Source organism: Lysinibacillus sp. RS10, assembly GCF_041956855.1.
Taxonomy (GTDB): Bacteria; Bacillota; Bacilli; order Bacillales_A; family Planococcaceae; genus Lysinibacillus; species Lysinibacillus xylanilyticus_A.
Genome location: NZ_CP167122.1, coordinates 2,340,118 through 2,365,392, shown reverse-complemented (window position 1 = coordinate 2,365,392; position 25,275 = coordinate 2,340,118). Strand labels below are relative to the sequence as shown.

Annotated in this window: 20 protein-coding genes; 19 read left to right on the top strand and 1 reads right to left on the bottom strand. The window is 35.2% G+C overall.

The window, feature by feature from the left end; genetic code table 11:
* Positions 1-593 precede the first annotated feature (593 nt).
* The 4 genes from ACB089_RS12080 to ACB089_RS12065 all read left to right on the top strand — a co-directional run bounded on the left by ACB089_RS12080 (position 594) and on the right by ACB089_RS12065 (position 7,183).
* Complete coding sequence (locus ACB089_RS12080; protein WP_374966616.1) at positions 594-2,393, top strand: S9 family peptidase; 1,800 nt, start codon at positions 594-596, stop codon at positions 2,391-2,393.
* Between the two features lie 628 nt (positions 2,394-3,021).
* On the top strand, positions 3,022-4,077 hold the full coding sequence (locus tag ACB089_RS12075) for an ankyrin repeat domain-containing protein (protein ID WP_374966615.1): 1,056 nt from the start codon (positions 3,022-3,024) through the stop codon (positions 4,075-4,077).
* 625 nt (positions 4,078-4,702) lie between these two features.
* Positions 4,703-5,269 (top strand): TetR/AcrR family transcriptional regulator, encoded by a 567-nt coding sequence (locus tag ACB089_RS12070; RefSeq protein WP_374966614.1) that lies wholly within the window; start codon positions 4,703-4,705, stop codon positions 5,267-5,269.
* Positions 5,270-5,326: 57 nt separating this feature from the next.
* Positions 5,327-7,183, top strand: coding sequence for an alpha/beta fold hydrolase (locus tag ACB089_RS12065; protein WP_374966613.1), 1,857 nt, complete (start codon positions 5,327-5,329; stop codon positions 7,181-7,183).
* 400 nt (positions 7,184-7,583) lie between these two features.
* Here the strand turns inward: ACB089_RS12065 and ACB089_RS12060 are convergent, their stop codons facing one another.
* Complete coding sequence (locus ACB089_RS12060) at positions 7,584-8,816, bottom strand: MerR family transcriptional regulator (RefSeq protein WP_374966612.1); 1,233 nt, start codon at positions 8,814-8,816, stop codon at positions 7,584-7,586.
* A gap of 181 nt (positions 8,817-8,997) precedes the next feature.
* Between ACB089_RS12060 and ACB089_RS12055 the strand changes: the two genes are divergently transcribed.
* The 15 genes from ACB089_RS12055 (at position 8,998) to ACB089_RS11985 (ending at position 24,776) form a co-directional block, all read left to right on the top strand.
* Positions 8,998-10,284, top strand: a complete 1,287-nt coding sequence (locus ACB089_RS12055) for an NAD(P)/FAD-dependent oxidoreductase (RefSeq protein WP_374966611.1) — start codon at positions 8,998-9,000, stop codon at positions 10,282-10,284.
* 13 nt (positions 10,285-10,297) lie between these two features.
* Positions 10,298-11,770, top strand: coding sequence for an aldehyde dehydrogenase family protein (locus tag ACB089_RS12050; protein ID WP_374966610.1), 1,473 nt, complete (start codon positions 10,298-10,300; stop codon positions 11,768-11,770).
* Positions 11,771-11,813: 43 nt separating this feature from the next.
* Entirely contained in the window at positions 11,814-13,268 is a 1,455-nt protein-coding gene (locus ACB089_RS12045; protein ID WP_374966609.1) for an MATE family efflux transporter, read from the top strand.
* A 39-nt stretch (positions 13,269-13,307) separates the two neighbouring features.
* Positions 13,308-13,589 (top strand): cupin domain-containing protein, encoded by a 282-nt coding sequence (locus ACB089_RS12040; protein ID WP_374966608.1) that lies wholly within the window; start codon positions 13,308-13,310, stop codon positions 13,587-13,589.
* A 31-nt stretch (positions 13,590-13,620) separates the two neighbouring features.
* Positions 13,621-15,249, top strand: a complete 1,629-nt coding sequence (locus ACB089_RS12035) for an amidohydrolase (RefSeq protein ID WP_374967553.1) — start codon at positions 13,621-13,623, stop codon at positions 15,247-15,249.
* A gap of 1,850 nt (positions 15,250-17,099) precedes the next feature.
* Entirely contained in the window at positions 17,100-17,420 is a 321-nt protein-coding gene (locus ACB089_RS12030; protein WP_374967552.1) for an ArsR/SmtB family transcription factor, read from the top strand.
* Positions 17,420-18,478 (top strand): ACR3 family arsenite efflux transporter, encoded by a 1,059-nt coding sequence (gene arsB / locus ACB089_RS12025; protein WP_374966607.1) that lies wholly within the window; start codon positions 17,420-17,422, stop codon positions 18,476-18,478. The genes ACB089_RS12030 and arsB overlap by 1 nt, the downstream gene beginning before the upstream one ends.
* 11 nt (positions 18,479-18,489) lie before the next feature.
* Entirely contained in the window at positions 18,490-18,909 is a 420-nt protein-coding gene (gene arsC, locus ACB089_RS12020; protein WP_374966606.1) for an arsenate reductase (thioredoxin), read from the top strand.
* A 1-nt stretch (position 18,910) separates the two neighbouring features.
* A complete protein-coding gene (gene arsD / locus ACB089_RS12015) occupies positions 18,911-19,270 on the top strand; it encodes an arsenite efflux transporter metallochaperone ArsD (protein ID WP_374966605.1) in 360 nt (119 codons plus the stop codon).
* Positions 19,271-19,272: 2 nt separating this feature from the next.
* Complete coding sequence (gene arsA, locus ACB089_RS12010; RefSeq protein ID WP_374966604.1) at positions 19,273-21,042, top strand: arsenical pump-driving ATPase; 1,770 nt, start codon at positions 19,273-19,275, stop codon at positions 21,040-21,042.
* Positions 21,039-21,320, top strand: a complete 282-nt coding sequence (locus tag ACB089_RS12005) for a Fe-S cluster assembly protein HesB (protein WP_374966603.1) — start codon at positions 21,039-21,041, stop codon at positions 21,318-21,320. The genes arsA and ACB089_RS12005 overlap by 4 nt, the downstream gene beginning before the upstream one ends.
* Before the next feature lie 64 nt (positions 21,321-21,384).
* Entirely contained in the window at positions 21,385-21,606 is a 222-nt protein-coding gene (locus ACB089_RS12000; protein ID WP_374966602.1) for a hypothetical protein, read from the top strand.
* A 100-nt stretch (positions 21,607-21,706) separates the two neighbouring features.
* Complete coding sequence (locus tag ACB089_RS11995; protein WP_374967551.1) at positions 21,707-23,062, top strand: NAD(P)-binding domain-containing protein; 1,356 nt, start codon at positions 21,707-21,709, stop codon at positions 23,060-23,062.
* Positions 23,063-23,119: 57 nt separating this feature from the next.
* Positions 23,120-23,611: a GNAT family N-acetyltransferase gene (locus tag ACB089_RS11990; RefSeq protein ID WP_374966601.1), complete on the top strand. Its 492-nt coding sequence runs from the start codon at positions 23,120-23,122 to the stop codon at positions 23,609-23,611.
* A 31-nt stretch (positions 23,612-23,642) separates the two neighbouring features.
* On the top strand, positions 23,643-24,776 hold the full coding sequence (locus tag ACB089_RS11985) for a PIN domain-containing protein (RefSeq protein WP_374966600.1): 1,134 nt from the start codon (positions 23,643-23,645) through the stop codon (positions 24,774-24,776).
* Positions 24,777-25,275 lie beyond the last annotated feature (499 nt).

Below are 25,275 nucleotides of genomic sequence, written 5' to 3'. Positions count from 1 at the left end.
CTAAATATTTATGGGAAAGATAGTACTTATAAAAGATGCAAGCTTTACAAATATCTCAATTGAAACGAAAAATAATTCCAAAGAATTTTATCCGTGAATAACTATTATTCAAGGTTTTAAATAAAAGGTTTAATTAACTGCAGATCCCAATATAGAAGGGAAAATATTACCCGTTACGAGTAGTAAGATTGAATTGTCATTTGCTACGGGGATTAAGCAGTTTTTGACAGATACATGGTTACAGCAAGGATATTTAGAAACGATGGAAGATTAAATGAAGCGTATTCGGGATTTTTTCGAATACGCTTTTATAGTAGTGCTATTTTGTAGGGGGACAGGATCCTCTTGGCCAATGCCACTCTGCATAATCATTAAGTTGTAACTGGTATTATGATTTTAACTTTTATAATCAAAGTTTAGATATTATTTTGAATCATTGAAAACGTTTCAAACAGGAGTACTCATTATTATATTTTATGATAAACAAAGGTTTAAACATGTAATTACCATATGTTATACATTAAAGTGTAATAGTGGTATTGTATAAAAAGATAGACTTTTCGCTCAATTTAAAAAAGGAAGGAGTTTTCATTATGTTATCTTTTTCTAAACCAGATGTAGAACAGTTTTTACGAACATTTTCGATTGGTGATTTTGCGGTTAGTCCAGATGAAAAACAACTAGTTTTCAGTACAAATTTAAGTGGCAAGTATAATTTATGGGCCATGAATTTACCCAATACGTTCCCGACGCCGCTTACTTTTATTGACCAGAGCTGTCAAGGCCTTCTCTATGATAAACAAGGACGGTTCATCATTGCCGGTTTTGACCAAAACGGGAACGAAAATACGCAATTTTATGGACTTCCACTTCAAGGTGGGACAATGAAGAAAATTATTTATGAAGAAGGAACTCGCAATTCCGGACCAATTTTATCCGAAGATGGGAACAAGCTTTATTATACATCTTCGAAAGGAAATCCAACGTATTTAAATGCATATGTCTATGACTTGGTGACTGGTGAGGAAGAAACAGTTCTTGAGGGAAAAGATGCGCCAACTTTTTTAATCGATTTTAGCCCAAATGAAGAGGTAGCCCTCTACTATAAACATTTTGCTAATACGTATACACTCCTATACGCCAAACGAGGAGAGGAACATATTCTTCTGACACCGCCAACAGATCAGCAACATACGGTCAGTGACGCAGTTTTTGTATCCGATGAGCTCATCTATTTATTAACGAATTACGATGCTGATTTTACGTATTTGGCTTCGTATAATTTAGAGACAAATGAGTTTGTAAAATTGAAAGATTTGGAGAATGAAAGCTTTACTACGTTGAAATATAACAAAGAAAAGCAGTGCCTGTATGTAATTAGTGAAAAAGGTGTAGAAGATCATTTATACATGCTTGATTTGCTATCGAATAATTGGGAAGAACTAGATTCACCGTGCAGTGTCATCGAAAAGCTTATAGTCACAAAATCCGGTAGTTTATATTTATTAGGAAGAAGTGCTACGAAGCCGATTAATATTTATCAATTTAAGGAAAATGGATGGACATCTTTAACGGAATACACAGTTCCAGGTGTAGATCAAAGCGAATTAGTTGAGCCGGATGTGATTACTTATTCTTCTTTTGACGGACTTGAAATTGAGTCCTTATTTTTCAAAGCTAAAAAGGAAAATGATAATGGTGAAATCATCTTTTGGCCGCATGGTGGTCCGCAAGCTGCAGAGCGTAAATTTTTTAGAGCTTCCTTCCAATTCTTTTTAAATCATGGGTATAGCATCTTTGCTCCGAATTTCCGAGGTTCGACAGGATATGGATTGGCATTCACGAAAATGGTAGAAGGAGATTGGGGACACGGTCCACGCCTTGATAATGTAGCTGGTCTCGACTGGCTCATTGATAGTAACTACGCGGAAAAAGGCAATATTTTATTGATGGGCGGAAGTTATGGAGGATACATGGCCTTATTACTTCACGGTAAACATGCTGATTATTTCAAAGCCGTAGTGGATATATTTGGTCCATCTGATTTGTTCTCATTTATCAACTCGGTTCCTGAAGACTGGAAGCCAATTATGGATCAATGGGTAGGAAACCCTGAAAGAGACAAGCAAAAACTCATTGAATACTCACCATTAACATATCTAGAAACCATGGTCAAACCAATGCTAGTTATCCAAGGAGCGAATGACCCACGTGTTGTGAAAGAGGAATCTGATCAAATCGTACAAGCTTTAAAAGACAAAGGTCGTGATGTCGAGTACATGCTTCTTGAAGACGAAGGACATGGGTTCTCTAAAAAAGAAAATGAAATTGCTGTCTATCAAAAAATCCTTTCATTTTTGAATCAATTCGTTGGATCTAAAGTGAAAGCATAACGGAAATACTGTTTGAAGTTAAATGAAAAAACTGGGTTCTACGATGGTAGAACCTAGTCAATTACATAAAACAATCAACATCCTTTGTGTTGCCCCATACACTCCTCACTTGTTGTATGGGGGATTGAAACAGACATTTATCCTACTTTAAGATATTTCATTAACATATAAAAGTAGGGAACATAGGCATATATTGAAAAACAAATTTAGACAATTGTTTATTGCTTATCCATATAGAAAAATACAAAATTTTACATATTCACTACTACCTTTATTATTTTCTTTTAGATGACTTCCCATAATAACATTCGTGTTTTATTCGATTTATGCACGATCCAGACGATGGACAAATAGCACTTTCAATAGTAAAAAACGAACATCCGTATTTATTTCTTGCGGAAAGTTCGTTTTTAATCCTCTGATAGGATTTTAGCAAACAATAGTCGCTAACTATATCAGGGTGAATCAAATGCTTTATGATATTCATAAACGGTTGCATAAGTGTAACCTCTTTTCTGTAAACTCTCTTAGCAAAGAAATTCTAACATGTTAGAATATAGATTGATATATATGGTAAATGACGTAATGAACTATATTCAATAATCTTATGTAAGGAGCGAAAATACATATGGCGAGGAAGAGAAAAACGTTACCGAAAAATTTTAATGAACTAATTGAAGCAGGTGATATTGCGGCATTACAAGAGGTATTTACAAAGTGCGAGCTAGATGCATATGGTGGTTATAGTAAAACAACAGCCTTAAGTTTTTTCAATGTACCGGATGAATTGGTTCGCTGGCTCGTGGAACAGGGGGCAAATATAAATGCGAGAGACAATTACAAAAGTTCGGCTTTACATAATCAGGCAATAAGTTGGCGGGGGAATATTGAATTGCTTCTTGAGTTAGGTGCAGATATAGAAGCCTTGAATTATCAAAACGAAACACCTTTATTTGCTGCGGCTGCTTTTTTTAAACCAAATGCGGTGCGCACATTGATTTCTAAAGGCGCAAATATTAGCGCGGTAAATAAGATGAATAAGACGCCTTTGGACAAAGCTTTAGCAGTATGTAGCAATATAAATATTGTTGATCTAGTAGAAGTTTCTGAGATTTTTCTGAGCGCGGGTATAGCTGTAACGCCGGAAATGAAAAATTCTATTAAGCGAATTGGAAAAGACTTCGAATTTCACAGAGAAGGTTTTAATAAAGAATATTTGAACGAAACGGATGAGGCACTTTCCCGTCTTTATGAGCTATTTGATGTTCCACCAGTAGAGAAGCGAAAAACGCATGATGGTACGTCTCCAATAACAGTATCTACAAAGGGCTGGCAGGCGCAACATAATGAACTATGGAATTTATTAATTCCTTCGCAAGGACATGCGCAAACTGTACAAGGAGAGGTTATTCGTATTACTGGTAAAGTCTCATACGAAATTTTAGATAACGGCGGCATCAACTGGGATAATGATTTTCGTAAAATGCTCAAAAGTTTGAACCATTACTTTAGCTTAGGTACGCCATTACATCCCGCTGTACTTCAGGAGTCTATCACTTTAGCGAAAGAACTTCACAAAGGCGATGGAGATGAGGAACCTGCGAGACTATGCGAGTTGGCAGTGCAATGGGTACTTAGCAATCCGAATCCGATTATTTTAGAACAGCCCGAATATAAGCGCTAACATATTTAACGAATCCAATAAACAATTTTATAAACAATACTATCCACTTTTCTAAGCACTTAACGGCTAAGAAAAGTGGATAGTATGCCGTAAGTGATGCAACGTGAAGCGGGTAGGGATGTGTTAGAAGGATAGCATCTACATCTTCGAAAATGTGAAGTGAAACAGTCAATGAAGTCAATGGATTTCTGCGATAATTTCTAGTGAAAGGGACTGGTGAAAGTTTACCAGCTTCACTCAACATCGGATCAATCAGTAATCATTTTCCATTTATTGAGATAATTGATGTAGCATGTCGAATATGCTGTACTGAAATGGGCATAAAAGCATCTCCTCTAAACAATTTAGTAACTACAAAAATAAATTCGTATGTATCTTCCAAAAAAACATATTTGTTTTCTTTCAAAAATATATGAACCTAGCGTTAAAACACATGTGAAAAATGGCAAGCCATCCAAAACAGTTTTGGGGTTCAGTTCAACTTTGTTCAAAATGAGATTCATTTTTAGCAGTAAAATCAATTAAAGTATAGCCTTTTTGATTAATTTTTTTATTAAACTAACAAAAATACTTGCAACACTTATTGTAGTACTGTACAGTACTAATTATGACAAAGGTAAAACTAATGAATCAAAAACGTGTGATTGAAGTAGCTGCAACATTATTTTTAGAAAAAGGGTTTGCTTATACAAGCATGGATGAATTAGTTCGTGTAAGCAAAGTTTCAAAGTCTAATGTGTATTATCACTTCTCTAATAAGGAAGAATTGTTGGAAGGGGTCGTTGATTATTGGATTGAAATGTATCAATCTGCAATTGATGGCATACTATCTCAAAACCAATTATTAGTTGAAGATCGTATCCAACTGTTTTTAAAGCAATTATCACAAGGAGTTCAGACGAGAGAATATAAGGGGAGCTGTCCATTTATAACGCTTTATATTCAAAGCCCTACAAATGCCACAAAAGTAAAAGAAAGAATAGGTCTTTTTTTTATAGGATTACAAACGAAAGTTTCTCTATTACTTAAACAAGGGGTAGAGAATGGTGAATTTAGAAGGACAATTAATATTGACGAGGTTGCATCTCTTTTTATTACAAATCTTGAAGGAGCGCTATTTATTTCAGAAACACTGAAGGATGCAACTGTAATCATGAAAACAGCAGATCATTTTTTTAACTTGCTTCGATAAAAGAAGCATTTTTTTTACATCAAATTAGTACTGAATAGTACTAAAAGGAGGATTTATATGAGAACAGTATTTTTAACTGGTGGAACAGGTTTTATTGGAAAGCAATTAGTGAAGGAATTGGCCAAAGAGCATGTTACAATTCTTCTATTAGTGAGATCGAAAAGTAAAGCAACACGCATTTATCAAGAAAGAGGCATCTTAAAAGAGGCAGTTATGCACTTTATTGAAGGTGATTTGACGAAAATAGACTTAGGTCTAAGTGCTGAAGATAAGGAGTTGGTATTGAAAACGGATGTGATTATTCATGCAGGAGGCCCCATGGATATTCAAGCGACAAGCAAAGAGGCAGCTTCCGTATTTTTGAATGGTGCCCAACATATTAGTGAATTCGCTAAAAATATTCATCAATTGAAGGGATTGCAGCAATTTATTCATGTTGTAGGCTATATGAGTCCCTTTGATGATAAAAATAGCAAGATTGCGATAGATGTGTTTAAAGAAGGAAACAATTATTTGAAAATAAAAAATCCATATGAGAGAACAAAGTTTTTAGCAGATCTTTATATCCGTCAACAGGCATCCACAGTAGGTTATCCGCTTTCAGTAATTAATCCACCAACTGTAGTTGGTAGTAGTAAAACAGGGAGTACGGAGCAAACAGGAGGCTTAGGCTTGCTTGTGAGGAGTATGCGAAAAGGGCTCATGCCAGTGATCCCTGGAGGTAAGGAATATAGATTACCACTTATTGCAAACGATGAACTAGCAAAGTTTATTGTGCAGGTTTTCAGATTGGAGCAACCAACTATACAAACATATACACTTGTTGAAGATAAACAACATGATCAGAATATTTCAGAATTATTGGATGCTATGTCTGAAAGTATGAATATGACTGCACCTAAAATTTCTGCCCCAATGCCATTTATGAAAGCACTTATGAATAGTGGCGTAAGCAAAATAACCCAAATTCCTGCTGATGGGCTAAACTTTATTACAAATCGAACATTTTCAAATGGTTCAGTGAAGAAGATTATGGGAGAAGATTGGTTTAAGGAGACAAATGTAATGAAATTTTTCCCAGCTGTAATAGCTGATCTGGATTATCGCATGATGTATTATAATGGCCAGCACAGTCATTTATTTAAACGAACATTATGTAATAATACTACCATTTACCAATCACAAGGAGAGGGAAAACCGTTTATTTTATTACATGGTTTATTAAGTGATGGAGAGGATTTATTTCCTTTAGGGAAAGAGCTTCATGAAAAAACGGGTCGACCTGTATGGATCATGGACCTTCCAGGTTTGGGACGTTCTCCTTTTAAACGAGAGAAAAATCTTTTAAATATCTATTTGAATGTATTGAATAAGTTATTGGAGAAAGCTACTAATGGTGCCCATCTAATTGGCCATTCATTTGGTGCGTATATTCTTTTGGAAGCATTAGTACAAAAGTATATCGATGAGAAGTATACAATTACTTTACTTCAGCCACCTGTTGCTAAAAAAAATGCTAAATCGATAAATGTTCCTCAATTTATGAACAAATGGACATTGAAATTGGCAACTACTAATTTGATCGAGCGTTATTTAGTAAGTAATGGTTTATTTGAAAGTACGGAGAGCATCCCTGAACATTATATTGAAAAAATAAGTAACAGTTTTACTTCTCCTAGAATTTTAAATACTACGGTTCAGCTTAACAGTTTACTATTGAAAAACGTTCAAGGTGATTTCAATGAAGTAACAAAGTATAATCTTCGCATTATTTGGGGGGATTATGACAGAGGCTATTCTGCTCCTTCGCATCTGGGTAAGGTTGATTTTGTTCCATATGGTCATCATTTTCCTCTTAACCATCCGAGTGAAACGGCTAATTTGGTAATAAAAAATAGTAGTACTAGCAGATGAGAGTGTAGGATAAATAAAAAGCGTGTAGTAAGATCGTTGTGTCTTTGAAATAAAGTCGTATTGTTTGAAAAAAAAGATTGTCTACTTGAACGCTGGATATATTTACTTAAGAATCTAAAAGCTAATCAATTACAGCGTACATATCAGTATCCTGAGGTAGTAAAATGCGAATTGAACAAAGTATTGCTCCTTACGCATGGCATGTAATCACCTTGTGAAAGTGGAGAAGAATGCAATAGGATTTTGTATTATTTAAAAGTATGCGCTAAATACAACACACCTTCTACTAAAAGTCTGGGCATGAGTAAACTAGTCATTTTAGGACTTTTTTTAGTAGATAAGAAAGGAAGAAAGGACATCATTTCGCTCTAAAATGGGCGAGATGTGTCCTTTTAATCTTCTACGTTACCGAACGGGCTAAATACATTAACATGTGGAACTTTTCATCCTTAACATGATAATCAAAAAAAGGTCCAGGATCTGTACAATAACCGATATGATCGCTTTGTGTTAGTTGAAAGTCATTGACTAATAAATTCTCCTCTATGTAATTTGGATATAAAATGTGTTGGTGAGAATCTGGATATATGGATGAAATATTTTTCAATGAATTGGACGAACTTTCGTAATAAGAGTAGCCCCCAACGATAATTGAATCGCTGTGGAAACGGTCTTTTAGAATAGGTATAGGAAACTGTGGATTGAGTAATGAAAAATCATTGGTTGTAAAACTGTCCACAAAAACATCGATACTAAGTGGTTTTAATGGCAGGTTTAAATCGGAATTCAAAATATAAAGTACGTTAAGTAAAGGATTGATACATTCAATCCTTTTTCTAACCTTCTTGAGCATCTCAAGTGAGTAGCCACTGAATACATAGGATGCACTCAAGTCAAAATTATCACTATATTTGGGTAGTGTCACAAAAGCATCGATGTTGGTTTCCACAATTAATTTGTTTTTCAAATCTATATTTTGCAGTGTTTTTTGAAACCAAAAGTTACTTTTTTCAAACAAATTTATCATTCCGTGATTCATCTCTTTAATTGTTTGTATGTCGTAAAAATAGGACGGGTATGGAGAAATCTCATACAAGTTAGCGGTGATGATAATACCTTCTTCAATAACTGCTTCGTAATCACAAGTACAAGTTAAATAACCTTTTTGAATGGAATTATCAATAATCGACACATCTTTCATTTCAAGTGGGATGTGGCACTTTGGACAATAGAGAATATTTACAAAGGATAGCGGGACACCTTTTAAATATTCCTTTTCGGACGCAGAATTTTTAGTGTGAATCGATTTATCAATTAGTTGGATTGCCTTTGATAACTCGTCTTTTTTCTGGATTAACTGGTCCTTTTTATCGATTAGCAAGGTATTGTAGTAGACGAGATCTTCAGGGTCCATGAAATTTGTAACACGCTGATACGATAGAATTTGTTGTATTTCTAGCAGTGAAAAATGGAGCTTTTTTAGCTTAGCAATAAAAATCATATCATCGTGGCTCGATTGATTCATTTGATATTGAGTGTTTTTTTTGTCTGGAAGTAACAAACCAAGTTCGATGTAATAACGAACAGTATCGATTGAAACATTGTAAATCTTTGCAAATGTGCCGATTTTCATAGATTCCCCCCAGTAAAAAAGTGGAGTTACTCCACTTTTTTTTGAAATGTGTCTAAAAAGTGAAAAAAAAACTATTGACCTTGAGTCAGCTCCAAATATTATGATAGCTCTAATAAGTTTAAATAATCAGAATATTGTTAGGGTAATTTTAACATATTAGTCAACAAAGGAGAATTACTATATGAATAAAATGGATCGAATGGATACGCTTTCATTGTGGAAAGCGACTGAAAACAGCTATAAAAAAGAGAATTCTCTTGAAGGAAATCAAGAGGCAGATGTCGTTATTATTGGCGCAGGATTTACAGGTCTTTCTTCTGCGTATCATTTACAAAAATTAGGGCGAAGCGTTATTGTGCTTGAACAAGAATCGATTGGATATGGTGCTAGCGGTCGTAACGGTGGAATGGTCTTACCAGGCTATAAACCAACAATGCAGGAACTTTCTAAAAAATATGGGTCTGTCGAGGCGGAACAACTAAATAATCTTTCATTACTTAGTGTTGAGCTAGTAAAAGAAATTATAGAAGAGCATCAAATTAACTGTGATTTTAGAAGGACAGGTCATATTGTAACAGCTTTCAAGGCGAAACATTTTGAAGGATTGAAAGCTGAAAGCGAATACTTAAATAAAAATTTCGGATATGAATCAAGTGTACTTGATAAAAGTCAGTTACATGAAGAGATTGATTCTCCAATTTATCATGGTTGCTTAGTTGACAATTCAAGCTACTCATTCCATCCGTTGAACTATGCAATTGGTTTGGCAGAAGCCGCTAAATCAGTTGGTGCAAAAATCTTTGAGTTTTCGAAAGCGCTATCAATTGAATATGACCAATCAAGTGTGAAAGTTGTAACAGCAAATGGGGTTGTTATTGCGAGGGATATTATTGTGGCTACAGATGGATACTCCGGGAAAATCGTAAATGAGTTAAACAAAGGTGTACTCCCTATTTCAGCACGTATTATTGCTACAGAAGAGCTTCCGGAAGCACTGTTAAATGCCGTTATTCCTAAAGATCGTATGGTTTTCGATACAAGCAATTTTTTATACTATTTCCGTCGTACACCTGATAATCGAATGATTTTTGGAGGGGGGGATATCCGACCCAACTTAGGAGATAGCGTCTACCAGAGTGTTTATAATGCTATGGTTACAACTATGCCAAAATTGGCTGGAAGCAAGATCGAATACCAATGGGGTGGATTTATTGGAGTAACTATGGATACTTTCCCGGTTATAGGTAGATCTAAAGAAGGTGCCTATTTTGCAACAGGTTATTCTGGACATGGAGCTTCGCTTAGCACTTTGTTCGGTAAGTTATTGGCTCAATGGATTGTTACGGGAGATGCAGGAGGATATCGTTTTGAAAAGGAACGTTTAAAAACAATCCCATTTTATAATCAAAAAACGATGTTGGTAAACCTCGCACATATCGGATTCAAAGTGCTAGATAAAATTAGATAAGGGAGAGATACAAATGAAAATTGATATGTTTATTGATGGGCAATGGAGAGAATCGTTATCAGGTGGAAGAAAAGACATTTTAAATCCAGCAACTGGAGAGGTAATGGCTTCGGCTGCTAGTGGAACAGTAGAAGATACAAAATTGGCAATCAAGGCAGCTCGTGTAGCGTTTGATAGTGGCATCTGGTCAAATTTATCAGCAGATGAAAGAGCGAATTATCTTTATAAGATAGCAGATCGTCTTGAAGAAAAGGCGGCAGAAATAGCACTCTTGGAAACGGAAAATAACGGTAAGGTTATCCGTGCAACGACAAATGTGGATATTCCCGCTACTATTCAAATCTTCCGCTATTATGGAGACCAGATCAAACTTATTAAAGAGAAATCCTATAACCGCGAGGATTCTTCGGAAACGATTATTACTCAGGAGCCGATCGGTGTTTGTGGTTTAATTGTCCCATGGAATTTTCCACTTATGATAGCTGCTCAGTCTATTGCTCCGGCCCTTGCTGCAGGAAATACAGTTGTACTTAAGCCTGCTGAAGTCACTCCTGTAAGCGCATACAAATTATTTGAAATTTTCGAAGAGGTCGGTCTTCCAGCAGGTGTGGCCAATTTGATTTTAGGACCTGGATCCAAAATGGGGAACGAGCTTGCTGAGAGTTTTGAAGTTGACCAGGTAACCCTTACCGGCGGAACAACAGCGGGACAAAGCATATTGCGAGCTGCTGCTGGCAATATGAAAAATGTCACGCTTGAGCTGGGGGGGAAATCACCACTGATAGTATTTAATGATGTGGATTTTGAAACGGCAGTCGAAAATGCAATGTTCGGCATATTCCACAATGCGGGTCAAGTTTGTACAGCCGCTTCACGTTTACTAGTACATGAGACTATTTATGGTAGGTTTGTAGAGAGATTGGCAGAACGTGCAAACAAAATTGTAATTGGCAATGGGGAAAGTGAGGTCATTGAAATGGGGGCACTTACAAGTGAGTCCCATATGAATGAGGTTTTACAATACATTAAAGTTGGAATTGAAGAAGGCGCAAGATTAGTATGCGGTGGTAATCGCATAACGGAAAATGGGCTTGATAAAGGATTTTTTGTCGCTCCAACGATCTTTGCAGATGTAAATTCGAACATGCGTATTGTTAAGGAGGAAATTTTTGGTCCAGTTCTTGTAGTAGAGAAATTTAAAGATGAGGAAGAGGCCGTCCAAAAAGCGAATGATTCCATTTATGGATTAGCGGCTGCTGTATTTACGGAAGATATGGATCGCGCAAGACGTGTGGTTAGTAAATTGCGGGCAGGAATTACTTGGATAAATAGTTATCACTTAGCTTATATTGATAGCCCTTGGGGAGGGTATAAGCAAAGTGGAATTGGCAGATCATTGGGTGTTGCTGGACTAGAACACTTTATGGAATTGAAGCAGATTAATATTCATCAGAAAGCTAAGCCTGTAGGTTGGTATGAAAATTAGAGTTAACTTGCTATTAAAATTGAATATATAGGGGGATATGCCTATGGGGGATAAAGAAAATCGCCCTTCTCTAAAGAAAGATCATGGAGAAGTATTAAATAACTTGGAGAAGGATTCAATACTAGGAACAAAAAGTATTCCTTCACTGTATTTTCGGTTTGCTTTAGCGGGGATCATGGCTAACTTGATTCTGGGGGTTTTTGCCCTTATTGATGGTCATTTCGTCGGCTATTTTTCAGTTTTAGAAATTGAAGGGATCGGAATTGGTTTCACAGTCATGGTTATTACTCGTATGGTAGGGATTCTTTTTGGAGTAGGAGCAGGAGCAGTTATTTCTCTCCGACTAGGTAAAGGGAAGGTAGAAGAAGGTAGATCAATAATGGGTCAAACCCTATGGTTCACACTATTCGTCTCTACTTTGATAGCTGTATTAGGATTGATCTTTGAAAAAGAATTGATGCTATTATTTGGTGCGAGCAGTGAGTCTCTTCCTTATGCGATAGAATACAGCCGCCTATTATGGATTTCACTGCCATTAACGATATTAGCTGTTGTACTTAGTATTTTAACTACTATCGATGAAAAACCTATATTATCCATGAACAGTTGGTTAGTGGCTGCTGTTGTTGCCGTAGTTGTAGAATGGGTAATGGTTACGAAACTTGACATGGGAATGATGGGGTCATCATGGGGCAACACAATTGCTCAATCAATTCCTGCCCTACTAATATTATATTTTTGGTTTGGTAAAACAAAACTGAAGCCAAAAATGAAAGATATTAAGATTCAACTCAAAAAAATCGGTGAAGTGGCTTGGACGGGATTTGCCTCTTTCTCGGGTCTAGTTATGATGTTTTTTGCCATAATATTCACGAATAATTTACTTCAAGAACACGGTGGTGGGTTGCACGTAGCCGCTTTCACTATTCAAAACGGCTATATTACAAACCTGCTTGCCTTAGCAGCGCTCGGTGGAATGACAGGACTTCAACCAATCATTAGTTATAATTACGGGGCTGGTAATTATGATCGTGTTAAAGAGGCCATCAAGTTCGGACTCATTTTTACGACAATATTCTTTGTAATTTCTACTACTATGCTTATCATTTTTGCGGATCCAATCGTGGCGTTTTTCGCCAGCGGAGATCCAGAATTACATCAACTAGGTGTTTGGACAACTATCGTCTTTAATTTATTGTTTACATTTAACGCGATTAATACGCTTATTTCTGGCTATTACGAAGCACAGGAGCGAAACTGGACGGCAACATTTATTGTAGCAAGTAAAATGCTAGTGTTTATGATCCCGTTAATGTTTATACTTCCGAAATTCTGGGGTGTTGAAGGTGTTTGGTACTCAGCCCCTGTTGCAGAAATACCTGGTGTACTCATCGCCCTTTATTTTATAAGAAAAGAATTTAAATATTTAAATGGTATGAGTGCGAATAAAGAATTCAAATATTTAAATGAAATGAATACGAATAAGCTAAGTTTATAGAACTCTGCTAATCTATCAAACGAAAGAGGGATGTTAAAAATGTTTTTTGCGAAAGAAGTAACAGAGGAAGAAGCTAAACAACTACGTGTTGATACGTGGGAACCATGGCTAGGTGAAACGGATAAAGGAATGTGGCACCTAGACGAACAAGAGGTTTTCTATGTAACAGATGGAGAAGTGTTCATTACCGTTGACGAAAAAAAATATCATCTTACGAAGGGATGGGTAGTTTCTTTAGCTAAAGATCTTGTCTGTGAATGGGATTGTCCTGTCCTTGTAAAAAAGAATTTTATATTAAACCAAGAAATTGATTTGAAATAAATATTGGAGGTGTACTATGGGAGAAACAAAAGTGGAAGCTGAAGTTGTATTTATTAATGGAGAAGTAATCACAGTAGATCAAAAGAATACAGTAACAGAGGCTGTAGCTGTTAAAGATAATCGCATTATCTTTGTAGGTTTAAATAGTGAGGTTAATAGTTTTATAGGAGAAAAAACGAGTGTCATCGATTTGCAAGGAAAAACACTTCTTCCTGGATTTATAGATTCTCATATTCACTTAACGTATTATGGATTGAATCAGTTGGCGATAAATTGTAAAGCTGAGCATATCGATTCCATTGAGGTTTTATTAGATGATTTGAAAAAGAAATCCTTAGAGACGCCTAAGGGTGAATGGATACGTGCTTTTGGATTCAATGAAACCGCTGTAAAGGAAATGAGGTATCCAACAATCGATGAACTGAATTCAATTTCAGTAGAACATCCAATTATGATATCGCGTACTTGTAACCATATCAGTGTTTTAAATAGTAAAGCACTTGAACTAGCGCAAATAAACGAAAATACACCAGATCCTGACGGGGGAGTTATTGAAAGAGATCTTGAAGGGAAATTGACAGGAAAATTAATTGAAGCAGCAAATATGGAAATGAGCGATGTTGCAAGACATACAGAAGATGAACAAAGACAGGCTGTAAAAATTGCTTCAGATCATTTCATTGCTTCGGGCTTAACAAGTGTACATGATGCTGGAGGACAAGGACCTGATAGTTTCCGCATACTGCAACAGGCTGTGAAAAGCAGGGATATTCGCGTCAGAGTATATGCAATGATATGTCAGATAAATAACTCCCAAGAATTTGTCCATAAAATGATGGAATCTGGTGTAGTAACTGGTACGGGAGATGAAAGATTTAAAGTAGGACCGGCAAAAATGTTTACAGATGGAAGTAGCACTGGGCCTACCATTGCGACCCGTAAGCCATACGACAGTGACCCAAACAATTATGGCATTCTATATCAAAGTGAGGAAGAAATTTACGAAGTTTTAGGAGAAGCACATAAAAAAGGATATCAACTCACTGTACATGCACAAGGTGATAAAGCCATTGAAATGTATTTAAATTGTGTGGAAAAGGCGATTGAGGAATCACCAAGAACAAACCATCGCCATCGAATTGAGCATGCGGGAATCTCATCGCCAGATTTACAAGAAAGAATGAAAAAACTTGGAATTATACCGATTCCAAATCCTCCATTTCCGTATGAATTCGGAGAGATTTATGTAAGGCATTACGGTGATCGCGTTCAACATATGTACGCTGCCCGTGATTATATTGATCAGGGGATCATAGCAGCAGGTGGATCAGATGCGCCAGTTACTGAGATTAACCCTTTATTAGGAATTCATGTTGCTGTTAATAGAAAAAGCCATTCGGGTATGGATATTGGTTCCAGTCAATGCATAAGTGTTATGGAGGCTATAAAACTATATACATGGAATGGTGCTTATGCGAGTTTTGAAGAAGATATAAAAGGGAGTATCGAGGTTGGTAAGTTAGCCGATTTAGTAGTCCTTAATGACAGCATTTTAAATGTCAGCCCAGACCAAATTAAAGATTTAAAAGTAGAAAAAACTATGATCGATGGTGAAATTATCTATTCTAAAGAAAATTTTGTGGAACTAAATCGAGTATAGATTATTAAATGATAGTATGCTGAATACTCCTATACGCCAGTTTGTATGTATAAAAATCACGTGATTTTTACCTATTAAATTATCACGGTGAACCTTACTATGAACGGAACCCCGAATAGTGGACCTATTCGGGGATTTTTGTGTTATTAAAAGGCAAAATCCCATTATACTTTCATTTGAGAATTTGTGGTTTGCGTCCTGATTTAGACCTTGTTTTTTTGATCTCCCTTAGTTTTCAGTGACATTTTATTAAGGAGTGAAGATATATTTGATTCAGAAGAGCAAATGAAAAGTGGTATGACGTGAATCTTGTCATGCCACTTTTTTTAAATTGGGTGGAATTGTATTTTACAAAGGTTGACATTTTATTAGTGGAAATTGAAGCCCACTTGATTCAGAATGTAGATTTATAAAAAAGTTTGATCATTTATAATAAAGATTGATAATTTGTAATAAAGTTTGATAAAAAAATCTCACCTTATTTAATTTTTTATCGTTGAATTCTGCATAATCCATATCAGCTAAAATTGTTTGGAATAGATCTAGTAATGCAATATCATTTTTGTCTAGTTTATAAGTGTAATCGATGATATTCTCGTGTATTTTTGTAAATGTGTATCAACTAGTTGTCCTTGTACATAGAAGCAGCAAAGCAAATATTTTCACTAAATAATATGAAAACAATACCTAATTTACTCTCAGAACAACATAAAGTTCGATAATAAAAACAGCCTGTATAGAAACCACAATGAAAAGCAGCAAGAGTTAAAAATAATTTTGCTGCTTTTCATTGTGGTTTAGCAATTTAAAGATCTGAAGTTCTTGTAATGAATTCGAGATGTTTAGTACAAAAATGGGGTGACCCGAGGTTCATGTAATAACAGACCCGAAGTTCTCGTAAGTGTACAATATACATTATTGTAAAAGGACAAGAATGTCCATACATTAAATATTCTACAGGATAACTGGTATAATAGCATTTTTTAAAAATATGTCTGGACATTCTTGTCTAAATTTAGAGACAAGAATATCCATACAGATACTTTTCGGGAAATTCAGTTTACGTGGAAGGGTGATATTTTTGTATAAACCATTGATTACTTCTGCTAGTAAAAGATATGGCAACAACAGGTGGGAATCTTTTAGTAATAAATTAAAACGAAATGTTTATTTATTTAGCGATTTAGAATATCAGCATTGGTTACAAATAGAAACGGTTTGCTGAAAATGTTCAACTACATTCACATAAGCCAACTATGACATTTCGAATTCCATTTGAAAAGAAAGAGAGTATTAAAGCAGAACTAGATGAGGAATTGGTCCAACTATTAGATATAGTAAAATTATTACGCTGAACTAATATGAATTTAGTAAACAACAGTAAATCAAGAAATTCTTAGATGTTGAATGTAAATTACAATAGGGCTGAGGATAGTTAGATTTATTGTAAATTAAAAAGGGAAATTGATTATTTGAAAGAAAGTAAATTCAAGTTTCTGGTTTCTATTTTTCAAAAATTATTAAGATATAAAAGTGCTCTGATAAATTAATTATAGAGCACTTTTAATTTTAAATTTGTAAATTAATATCTACTAACTTTTAGGCGGCGTTGAATAAAAAACAGAAAGCTAAATGTAAAACATAAAAATCACATAGAATTCTTTTCCAAAAATATTATTGTGGCAGACTTCGCAAAAAAATGTTGTATCGGAAAAAAGCAATTGCAATTTTTTTTTACTAAGTATAATATAAGTGTATAGTTATGTATCAATGTAGTCACCTGTAATTGGTAAGGTGATTTTATTTTAAATTATATATAAGCAAATGGTTATACAAGGAGCGCAGATATGATGGAAAATACACTAATTGAAAAACAATTAAAAGCAGCAGCTGACTTGAACCGTATTAAATTACTTGCATGCATGAAGAATGGGGAGGTTTGTGTATGTGATTTTGTGGATGTGTTAGAGATTTCACAACCAGCAGTTAGTCAGCATCTTCGAAAATTAAAGGAGGCTGGTATTATTACTGAACGAAAGGTTGGTACATGGAAACATTATCGCTTAGTTGAGGAACAGACACCACTTATGAAAGGTATTTTAGAACAAATTGAGCCATTAAATGGATGCAATTGCGGTTCTGACTGTACACACATAGGGGAGGAAAATTAATGGGTAATGATTCTTTAACAAAACAGCTTTCGTTTTTAGATCGCTACCTCACTCTTTGGATTTTTGTTGCAATGGCGATTGGCGTTTTATTAAGTATTACAATGCCTAATATTGGTGAAGCCTTAGAGTCTATGTCTGTGGGTACGACATCTATACCTATTGCCATAGGATTGATTGTCATGATGTATCCACCTTTGGCAAAAGTAAAATATGAGGAAATGTGGCGTGTGTTCAAGGATTGGAAAGTTCTTTTATTGTCACTTTTCCAAAACTGGTTACTTGGTCCGTTTCTAATGTTCTTCTTAGCCATTATATTCTTGCGAGACTATCCGGAGTATATGGCTGGGCTCATTATGATTGGTTTAGCTCGATGTATTGCCATGGTAATCGTGTGGAATGATTTAGCACGTGGAGATCGAGAATATGTAGCTGGTTTAGTTGCATTTAATTCTATTTTTCAGATATTAACATATTCGATTTTTGCTTACTTTTTCTTAAATGTCTTACCTGGTTGGTTTGGCTTAGATAATTTTAATGTATCGATTTCCATGTGGGAAATTACGAAAAGCGTCCTTATTTACTTAGGAATACCATTTGCAGCTGGATTCCTAACACGTTTAATAGGAATCAAAATAAAAGGGAAAGAGTGGTATGAGGAAAGTTTCTTACCAAAGATTTCGCCACTTACTTTAATTGCACTTCTGTTTACAATTGTGATGATGTTTGCCTTAAAGGGTGAGAAATTAGTGGAATTACCACTTGATGTAGTACGAATTGCTATTCCATTATTTATTTACTTTGTGATAATGTTTGCAGTTTCATTCTTTTCTTCACGTAAGGTAGGTGCATCTTATCCTGTCACAGCAGCCCTTTCTTTTACGGCTGCTAGTAACAACTTTGAGCTAGCAATTGCTGTAGCTGTAGGTGTTTTCGGACTTCATAGTGGAGTAGCTTTTGCCGCTGTTATTGGTCCACTTGTCGAAGTACCTGTACTTATTGGACTTGTTTGGGTTGCCTTGCGTTGGCAGAAGAAATATTTTAAAACCATTAAATTATAGGAGTACTTTTTATGACAAACACACTTTATTTCTTATGTACAGGTAACTCTTGCCGTAGTCAAATGGTTGAGGGGTGGGCAAGAAAATTATTGCCTACAGATTGGACAATTAAAAGTGCTGGGATTGAAGCACATGGAGTTAATCCGAGTGCAATCAAAGCTATGGCAGAGGTAGGAATCGACATTTCAAACCATACATCTGATTTAATTGATTTTGAGACATTAAACAATTCAACATTAGTTGTTACGCTTTGCGGAGATGCAGCAAATAAATGTCCGATGATGCCATCTCATGTACGTCGTGAGCATTGGGGATTTAAAGATCCAGCAAAGGCATCAGGTTCTGAAGAAGAGAAGTGGGTAGTTTTCCAAACCGTACGTGATGCTATTGGGAAACGTATTGAACAATTTGTAGTAGAGGAGCTGAAATAAAATGAGAAAAATTCATATTTATGAGCCAGCAATGTGCTGTTCTACGGGCTTATGTGGACCATCTATTGACCCAGAGTTATTACGTATGTCATTTGTAATGAATAATTTAAAGAAAGCAGATATAAAAGCTGAACGTTTTAATCTTACAAGCGAGCCCAATGCTTTTGTGGAAAATGAAGCAATCAATCAGCTCCTAATGTCAGAAGGAATGGATGCCCTACCTGCAACGTTTGTAGATGGAGAATTACTTTGTAAAGGGAAATACCCTACAAATGAACAATTTTCACAGTGGTCAGGACTTTCAGAAGAAGAGCTATTACAAAAACCAAAAGTACGCTTATCACTAAAAGGAGATGCGTAAAAATGGAGCGCTTTACAATAAGTCGATTTCCGGATACCCCTTTCCTCTTTTTCACAGGGAAAGGGGGCGTTGGAAAAACATCTGTTGCTTGTAGCTTATCAATAGCTATTGCAGATGAGGGGAAAAAGGTGCTGTTAATTAGTACAGACCCAGCATCCAACTTACAAGATATTTTCGGTCAAACACTTTCTAATACACCTACAAAAATTGAAGGTATAGACAATTTATTTGCATTAAATTTAGATCCTGAACAGGCAGCTCAAAATTACAAAGAGCAGATGGTTGGCCCATACCGAGGGAAACTTCCTGATGTAGTTCTTCAAAACATGGAGGAACAACTTTCAGGTGCATGTACTGTTGAAATTGCTGCATTTAATGAATTTGCAAAACTATTGACAGATAGTTCAGTGATTGAAAACTTCGACACAATCGTGTTTGATACAGCACCAACAGGGCACACATTACGTCTATTACAACTACCTTCTGCGTGGTCTACATTTCTAGATGATAACACGACTGGTACATCTTGCTTAGGCCCATTAAAGGGACTAGAGCCACAACGAGAGATTTACAAAGAGGCTGTTGAGCGTTTAAAAAGCGCCGAACAGACTACATTGATGCTTGTGACACGTCCAGACGAAAACCCTTTAAAAGAGGCAGCACGTGCTTCTCATGAACTGTTTGAAATCGGTATTCAAAATCAGATCTTACTAGTAAATGGCTATATGCAAGATCTTAATTCTAATGATCAAATGGAGAAGGCATTCATTGCACGCCAAACAGAAGCATTGAAGTTGATTCCTAAAGAATTAAAGCAATTTAAACAATACTACTTACCGTTTGTACCATACTCATTATCAAATATCGAGCGTATGCAAGCATGGGTGGCAGATAAGGTTATCACACATGAAAACAAATCAGAAAAGGATATGACGATCCCTAAAATAGAAATAATAATTGCTGATTATTTAGAACGGAAACCAAAGATTATTTTTACGATGGGTAAAGGTGGCGTTGGTAAAACAACGGTTGCTTCGTATATTGCCCTTAGATTAGCAGAAGAGGATATGCACGTACATTTAACTACGACAGATCCAGCCGCTCATCTAAATTGGACATTCGGAGATGACAAAGTTAAAAATGTAACGGTAAGTCGTATTGATCCGAAAGTAGAAGTTGCAAACTATGAGGCAGATGTGCTTGCAAAGGTAAGTGAAACGATGAATGAAGAAGGTTTAGCATTTGTGAAAGAAGACTTGGCTTCTCCTTGTACAGAAGAAATCGCAGTATTCCGAGCATTTGCCAATGTTGTAGAGAATCATAAAGATGAAGTAATTATTATTGATACAGCTCCAACTGGCCATACCTTATTGTTATTAGATGCTACAGAAGCCTATCATCGTGAAATAAGCCGTTCGCAGGGTGAAATCCCTCTAGCTGTTTCAAACTTGTTACCAAGATTACGTGATGCGAATTATACAAGTGTAGCAATCGTAACATTGCCTGAAGCAACACCTGTTTTTGAAGCAACACGTTTACAGAAAGATTTACAGCGTGCTGGATTATCTGTTGATTGGTGGGTTGTCAATCAGACATTTTCATCTATCGAAACAATAAGTCCGACATTAATTCAAAAACAGCAAGCTGAAACAAGATGGTTTGAAGAAATCAAATCTATCAGTAACAATCAATTCGTAGCAATTCCATGGGTGAAAACTCCACCACTTGGAACAAAGGGGTTACACGAACTTAAAGGAGAGAAAATCAAATGAAAATGAGTCCAGAAGGTAAAAATTATTTAGAGCAAGTATTAGCTGATTCAGAGGTAAAAACACTTCGCTTCTTTGGCATTCCAGGTTGCTGTGGCGTTAATTTAGGTGTGGGCTTAGAAGCACCAACAAATGAAGATGGAGTAGAGACAATTGAAGGGATCGAAGTTGCCATTCATCCTGATATTGCTCCTCAATTAAAAGACGTAACAATTCATGCAGAAGAAGAGAATGGTGAACTAGGTTTAGTGTTAGTAGGATATTCACCAAAATCTTGCTAATTTTAAACCTTGAATATACTGTCTGTCATAGTAGTTATTCAATCCGTTGAATGGAGGATTAAAAATGACAGTAAATCATGCTATCGTATTGACTAAAGATTATTTTATCGCTTATTTAAAGTTAATTATGAATAGTAGAGAATACACATTGATACAGGCTAAAGAGTTTGCTTTTGATTTCTTCTTTAAAGGAGATATGGATCGTTACGGCATTTCTACATGGTTGCAATTTGAAAAGGCTATAAAAGAAATTGGTAAAACAATGTGTGAAATTGAAATGTGTTAATTACACATTCAAAGTTTAAACGTCTAGCTAACTGCTAGACGTAAAAAATACATTTTATATAAGCATTCCCTTATATAACGAAAAAGAGGAGAAGTTAATGATGAAAACACTTAAAGTAATCAACCTAAATAGATCTTGTTGTAATACTACTAAGAATACTGAAGTACAGGAGACTGTTAACAATCCCAATAAGAATTTACCGATTGTAATAATTGGTGCAGGTCCAATTGGATTAGTTGCAGCTGTTCATTTAGTGGAACAAAAGCAAGCATTTATTTTACTAGAATCTGGGCATGAAATAGCACATAATATTCGTACCTGGGGGCATGTTACATTATTTTCACCATGGCGATATAACATCAATAAAGCTGCTAAAGCTTTATTAAATGGCTCCGGTTGGGTAGAACCTAATTTAGATACGTTACCAACAGGACATGAATTAATTGATCTTTATTTAAAACCTTTGTCTGAGTTAATACAAATAAAGCCTAACATTCAATTGAACGCAAAAGTAGTAGGGGTATCACGACAATTTAATGATAAGATGAAGACAAAAAATCGAGTAGAACAGTATTTTAATATTTTTATTGAACATGAGAATGACATCCGTATCATTGAGGCGAGAGCTGTTATTGATGCGACGGGTACATGGGGAAATCCAAACCCAGCAAATTCTACAGGTGTTTGGCTACAAAATGAAAAAGCATTAGCAGATCACATTGAGTATGGTATCCCAGATATAAATACGAATACTAATAGATATGCCAATAAAAAGATTGCAGTTATTGGTGGTGGCCATTCAGCTATCAATACCTTATTGGCACTTGCGGAATTACAAGAAGAGCATCCTACAACAAAACTAGTGTGGATTATGCGAAAAAAATCTGTAGAAGAAGCCTATGGTGGCGAAGAAAAAGATGCATTGGCAGCACGTGGCGCACTCGGTGTTCGCATTCACGAATTAGTAGATACAGGTAAGGTTGAAGTAATAACACCTTTCTATATCTCTCAGGTGAAGAAAGATAAGGGCATCCATATTGTTGGTACTATTAACGGAGAACAAAAAGTATTAACGGGATTTGAAGAGCTTATTGTCAATGCAGGAAATCGACCAGACCTTACGATTAACAGCGAACTACGTCTTTCCATTGATTCAGCAACTGAAAGTGTGCATGCATTAGCGCCACTAATTGACCCAAATGTGCATAGTTGCGGCACAGTAAGAGCGCATGGAGAAGAAATACTACGCCAACCCGAAAAGGACTTCTACATAGTCGGAGCTAAAAGTTATGGGCGCGCACCAACATTTTTAATGGCAACAGGCTACGAACAAGTTCGTTCAATAACAGCTTATTTATCAAATGATGAAGAAGCTTCAAAACGTGTGGAATTGGAGTTACCTGAAACAGGTGTATGCGGTATTAATCTTGCCAATCAATCAAATTCATGTTGTTAATAATTTGACTGTTAGTGAAAGCTAGCAGTCCTTTTAAAATACTAAGGGGGAAATGGGATGGACACACTAATTATTCGTAAAATGGAAAAGAATGATTTAAAAGAGGTATTAAAGATTTATAAAGAGGGAATCGAAACAGGGATGGCAACCTTTGAAACAATTGTGCCAAGTGCACAGATATGGGATGAAAGACATCATGCTACCTTACGTTTTGTAGCAGAAGAACACAATAAAGTGGTTGGTTGGATTGCAATTTCCCCCGTCTCTACACGCGCTGTTTATTCTGGAGTTGGTGAAGTTAGTGTTTATATATCGAGTGAGAGTAAAGGGAATGGTATTGGTACTAAGTTGTTTAAAATACTAATTGAAGAGAGTGAAAAGGCCAGATTTTGGACACTTCAATCATCTGTTTTCGCCATCAATACATCAAGTATTCAACTACATACAAAAATGGGCTTTAGAATTGTTGGTACGAGAGAAAAAATAGCTATGTTACGCGGAAAATGGCACGATACCATTATAATGGAAAAAAGAAGTGATATAATATAAATTGTCTATAAATATTAATAGTGGTGAAAAGATGAATATTTTTTTGGATTCGAATATATTATTTCCTGATCCATTTTTTAAGGAGAATTTCGCTAGAAATTTCTTAAAAACGATTAAAGAAATTGATGGAAAGATTTTTATTTCTAATGTTGTTTATCAGGAAGTTATAAATAATTATAAACGTGAATTTAAAAAAAGAAGAAAGGCTTTTGGAGAAGCCCACTTTGAGCTGAATAAAATAGTTGTGACAAGCGTAGAACACACCTTCAAAGATGATGAATTTTATCTATCAGAACTAATAGATTTTTATGAAAATATGATAAAAGACGGTCATTTAATTATTATTCCCCATACAGAGTTTGATATGTTTAATGAAATAGTTCAACGTGCCCTTAATAATAAAAAGCCTTTTGATTATCAAAAAGAGGAGTTTAAAGATACTGTTATTTGGTTAACTTATTCAAAATATGTAGAAAAACACGGGATATCTGGTTATTTCCTGTCAAATAACACGAAGGAATTCTATGCATCTGATAAAGAATCTATTCATCCAGATTTACTTGCTGATACAGAACGATTAGTGCCGTATAAATCAATCGAGAAATTTCTAACATCTAATTCTGACAATATCAAAGATTTGATTACAGAGAAAGAAGAAGAAAGAAGTTTTACTAAGTTACTTAATTGGGCAAATAGCAATCTAAACGAATCTTACGTTGAAAAAGTAATAAAGGAAGAATTTATGGAAGAACTGCAATCAGAGCTAAGTTTTTATATTGATGATCTTTCTGAAGTAGAAATAAACAATATAATCAATGATTATCGCTATAATTTATCTAAATTAGAGTCAATCACATTATTAAATACATCTTTAAATACCTTTGAAAGAGAAATTTACGGTTCAGAAATAATAATTTACGGGTCTTTAGATGTTAAACATTTTGTCTCATTATATCTTTGGAATGCATTTCGTGATAAAGGCGAAAGCCCATATTTCCCTATAGGGAATGAAACTATTACCCATACTATAGAATTTACTTTTAGTATAAACGGTGAACTCAATGCTGCGAATTTTGAAGTAAAAGATATAGAAACACTTACAAAGACGAATAATTCTATGATAAAACCAGAAGACATAGTGATAAATCCAGAAGAAATATTTTAATTAACTTAAAAAAATATAAAGTTTTATTTAAATCATAACCCCATTCTAATTAGAACGGGGTTATTTTATTGAAGACATATGTGCAATGCTGATAATCTATAAGATACAGCTGTCTACACACAATTTAGTCGTGATGTAAATTCACTGCAAATACAGATTCTTACGCAACCTAAATTTATTAAAATACAACTGAGTCGTGATGTAATTTTAAAGATCACGTAATTTTAACCACAACTTAAACGTGACGTAACCTTAAAACACTACAAGGCGTTTTTTCAAATATCTATTCTAAAAGGTTGAAGGAGAACGATGGTAATTCCTATTAGTGAAAAATCCTTTGAAACCGTTTCAAGACACCAAAAACTTCAAAAAGATGTGACTAGTATAAACAAGGATAAGCAGAATTTCGAAATTTTGTTTAAAGAGAATAAGATTTTTGCACATCTTTAATTAAAAAAGGTTTCAATTTTCTGTTTTGGGGTATTTTTTTAATAGCTTT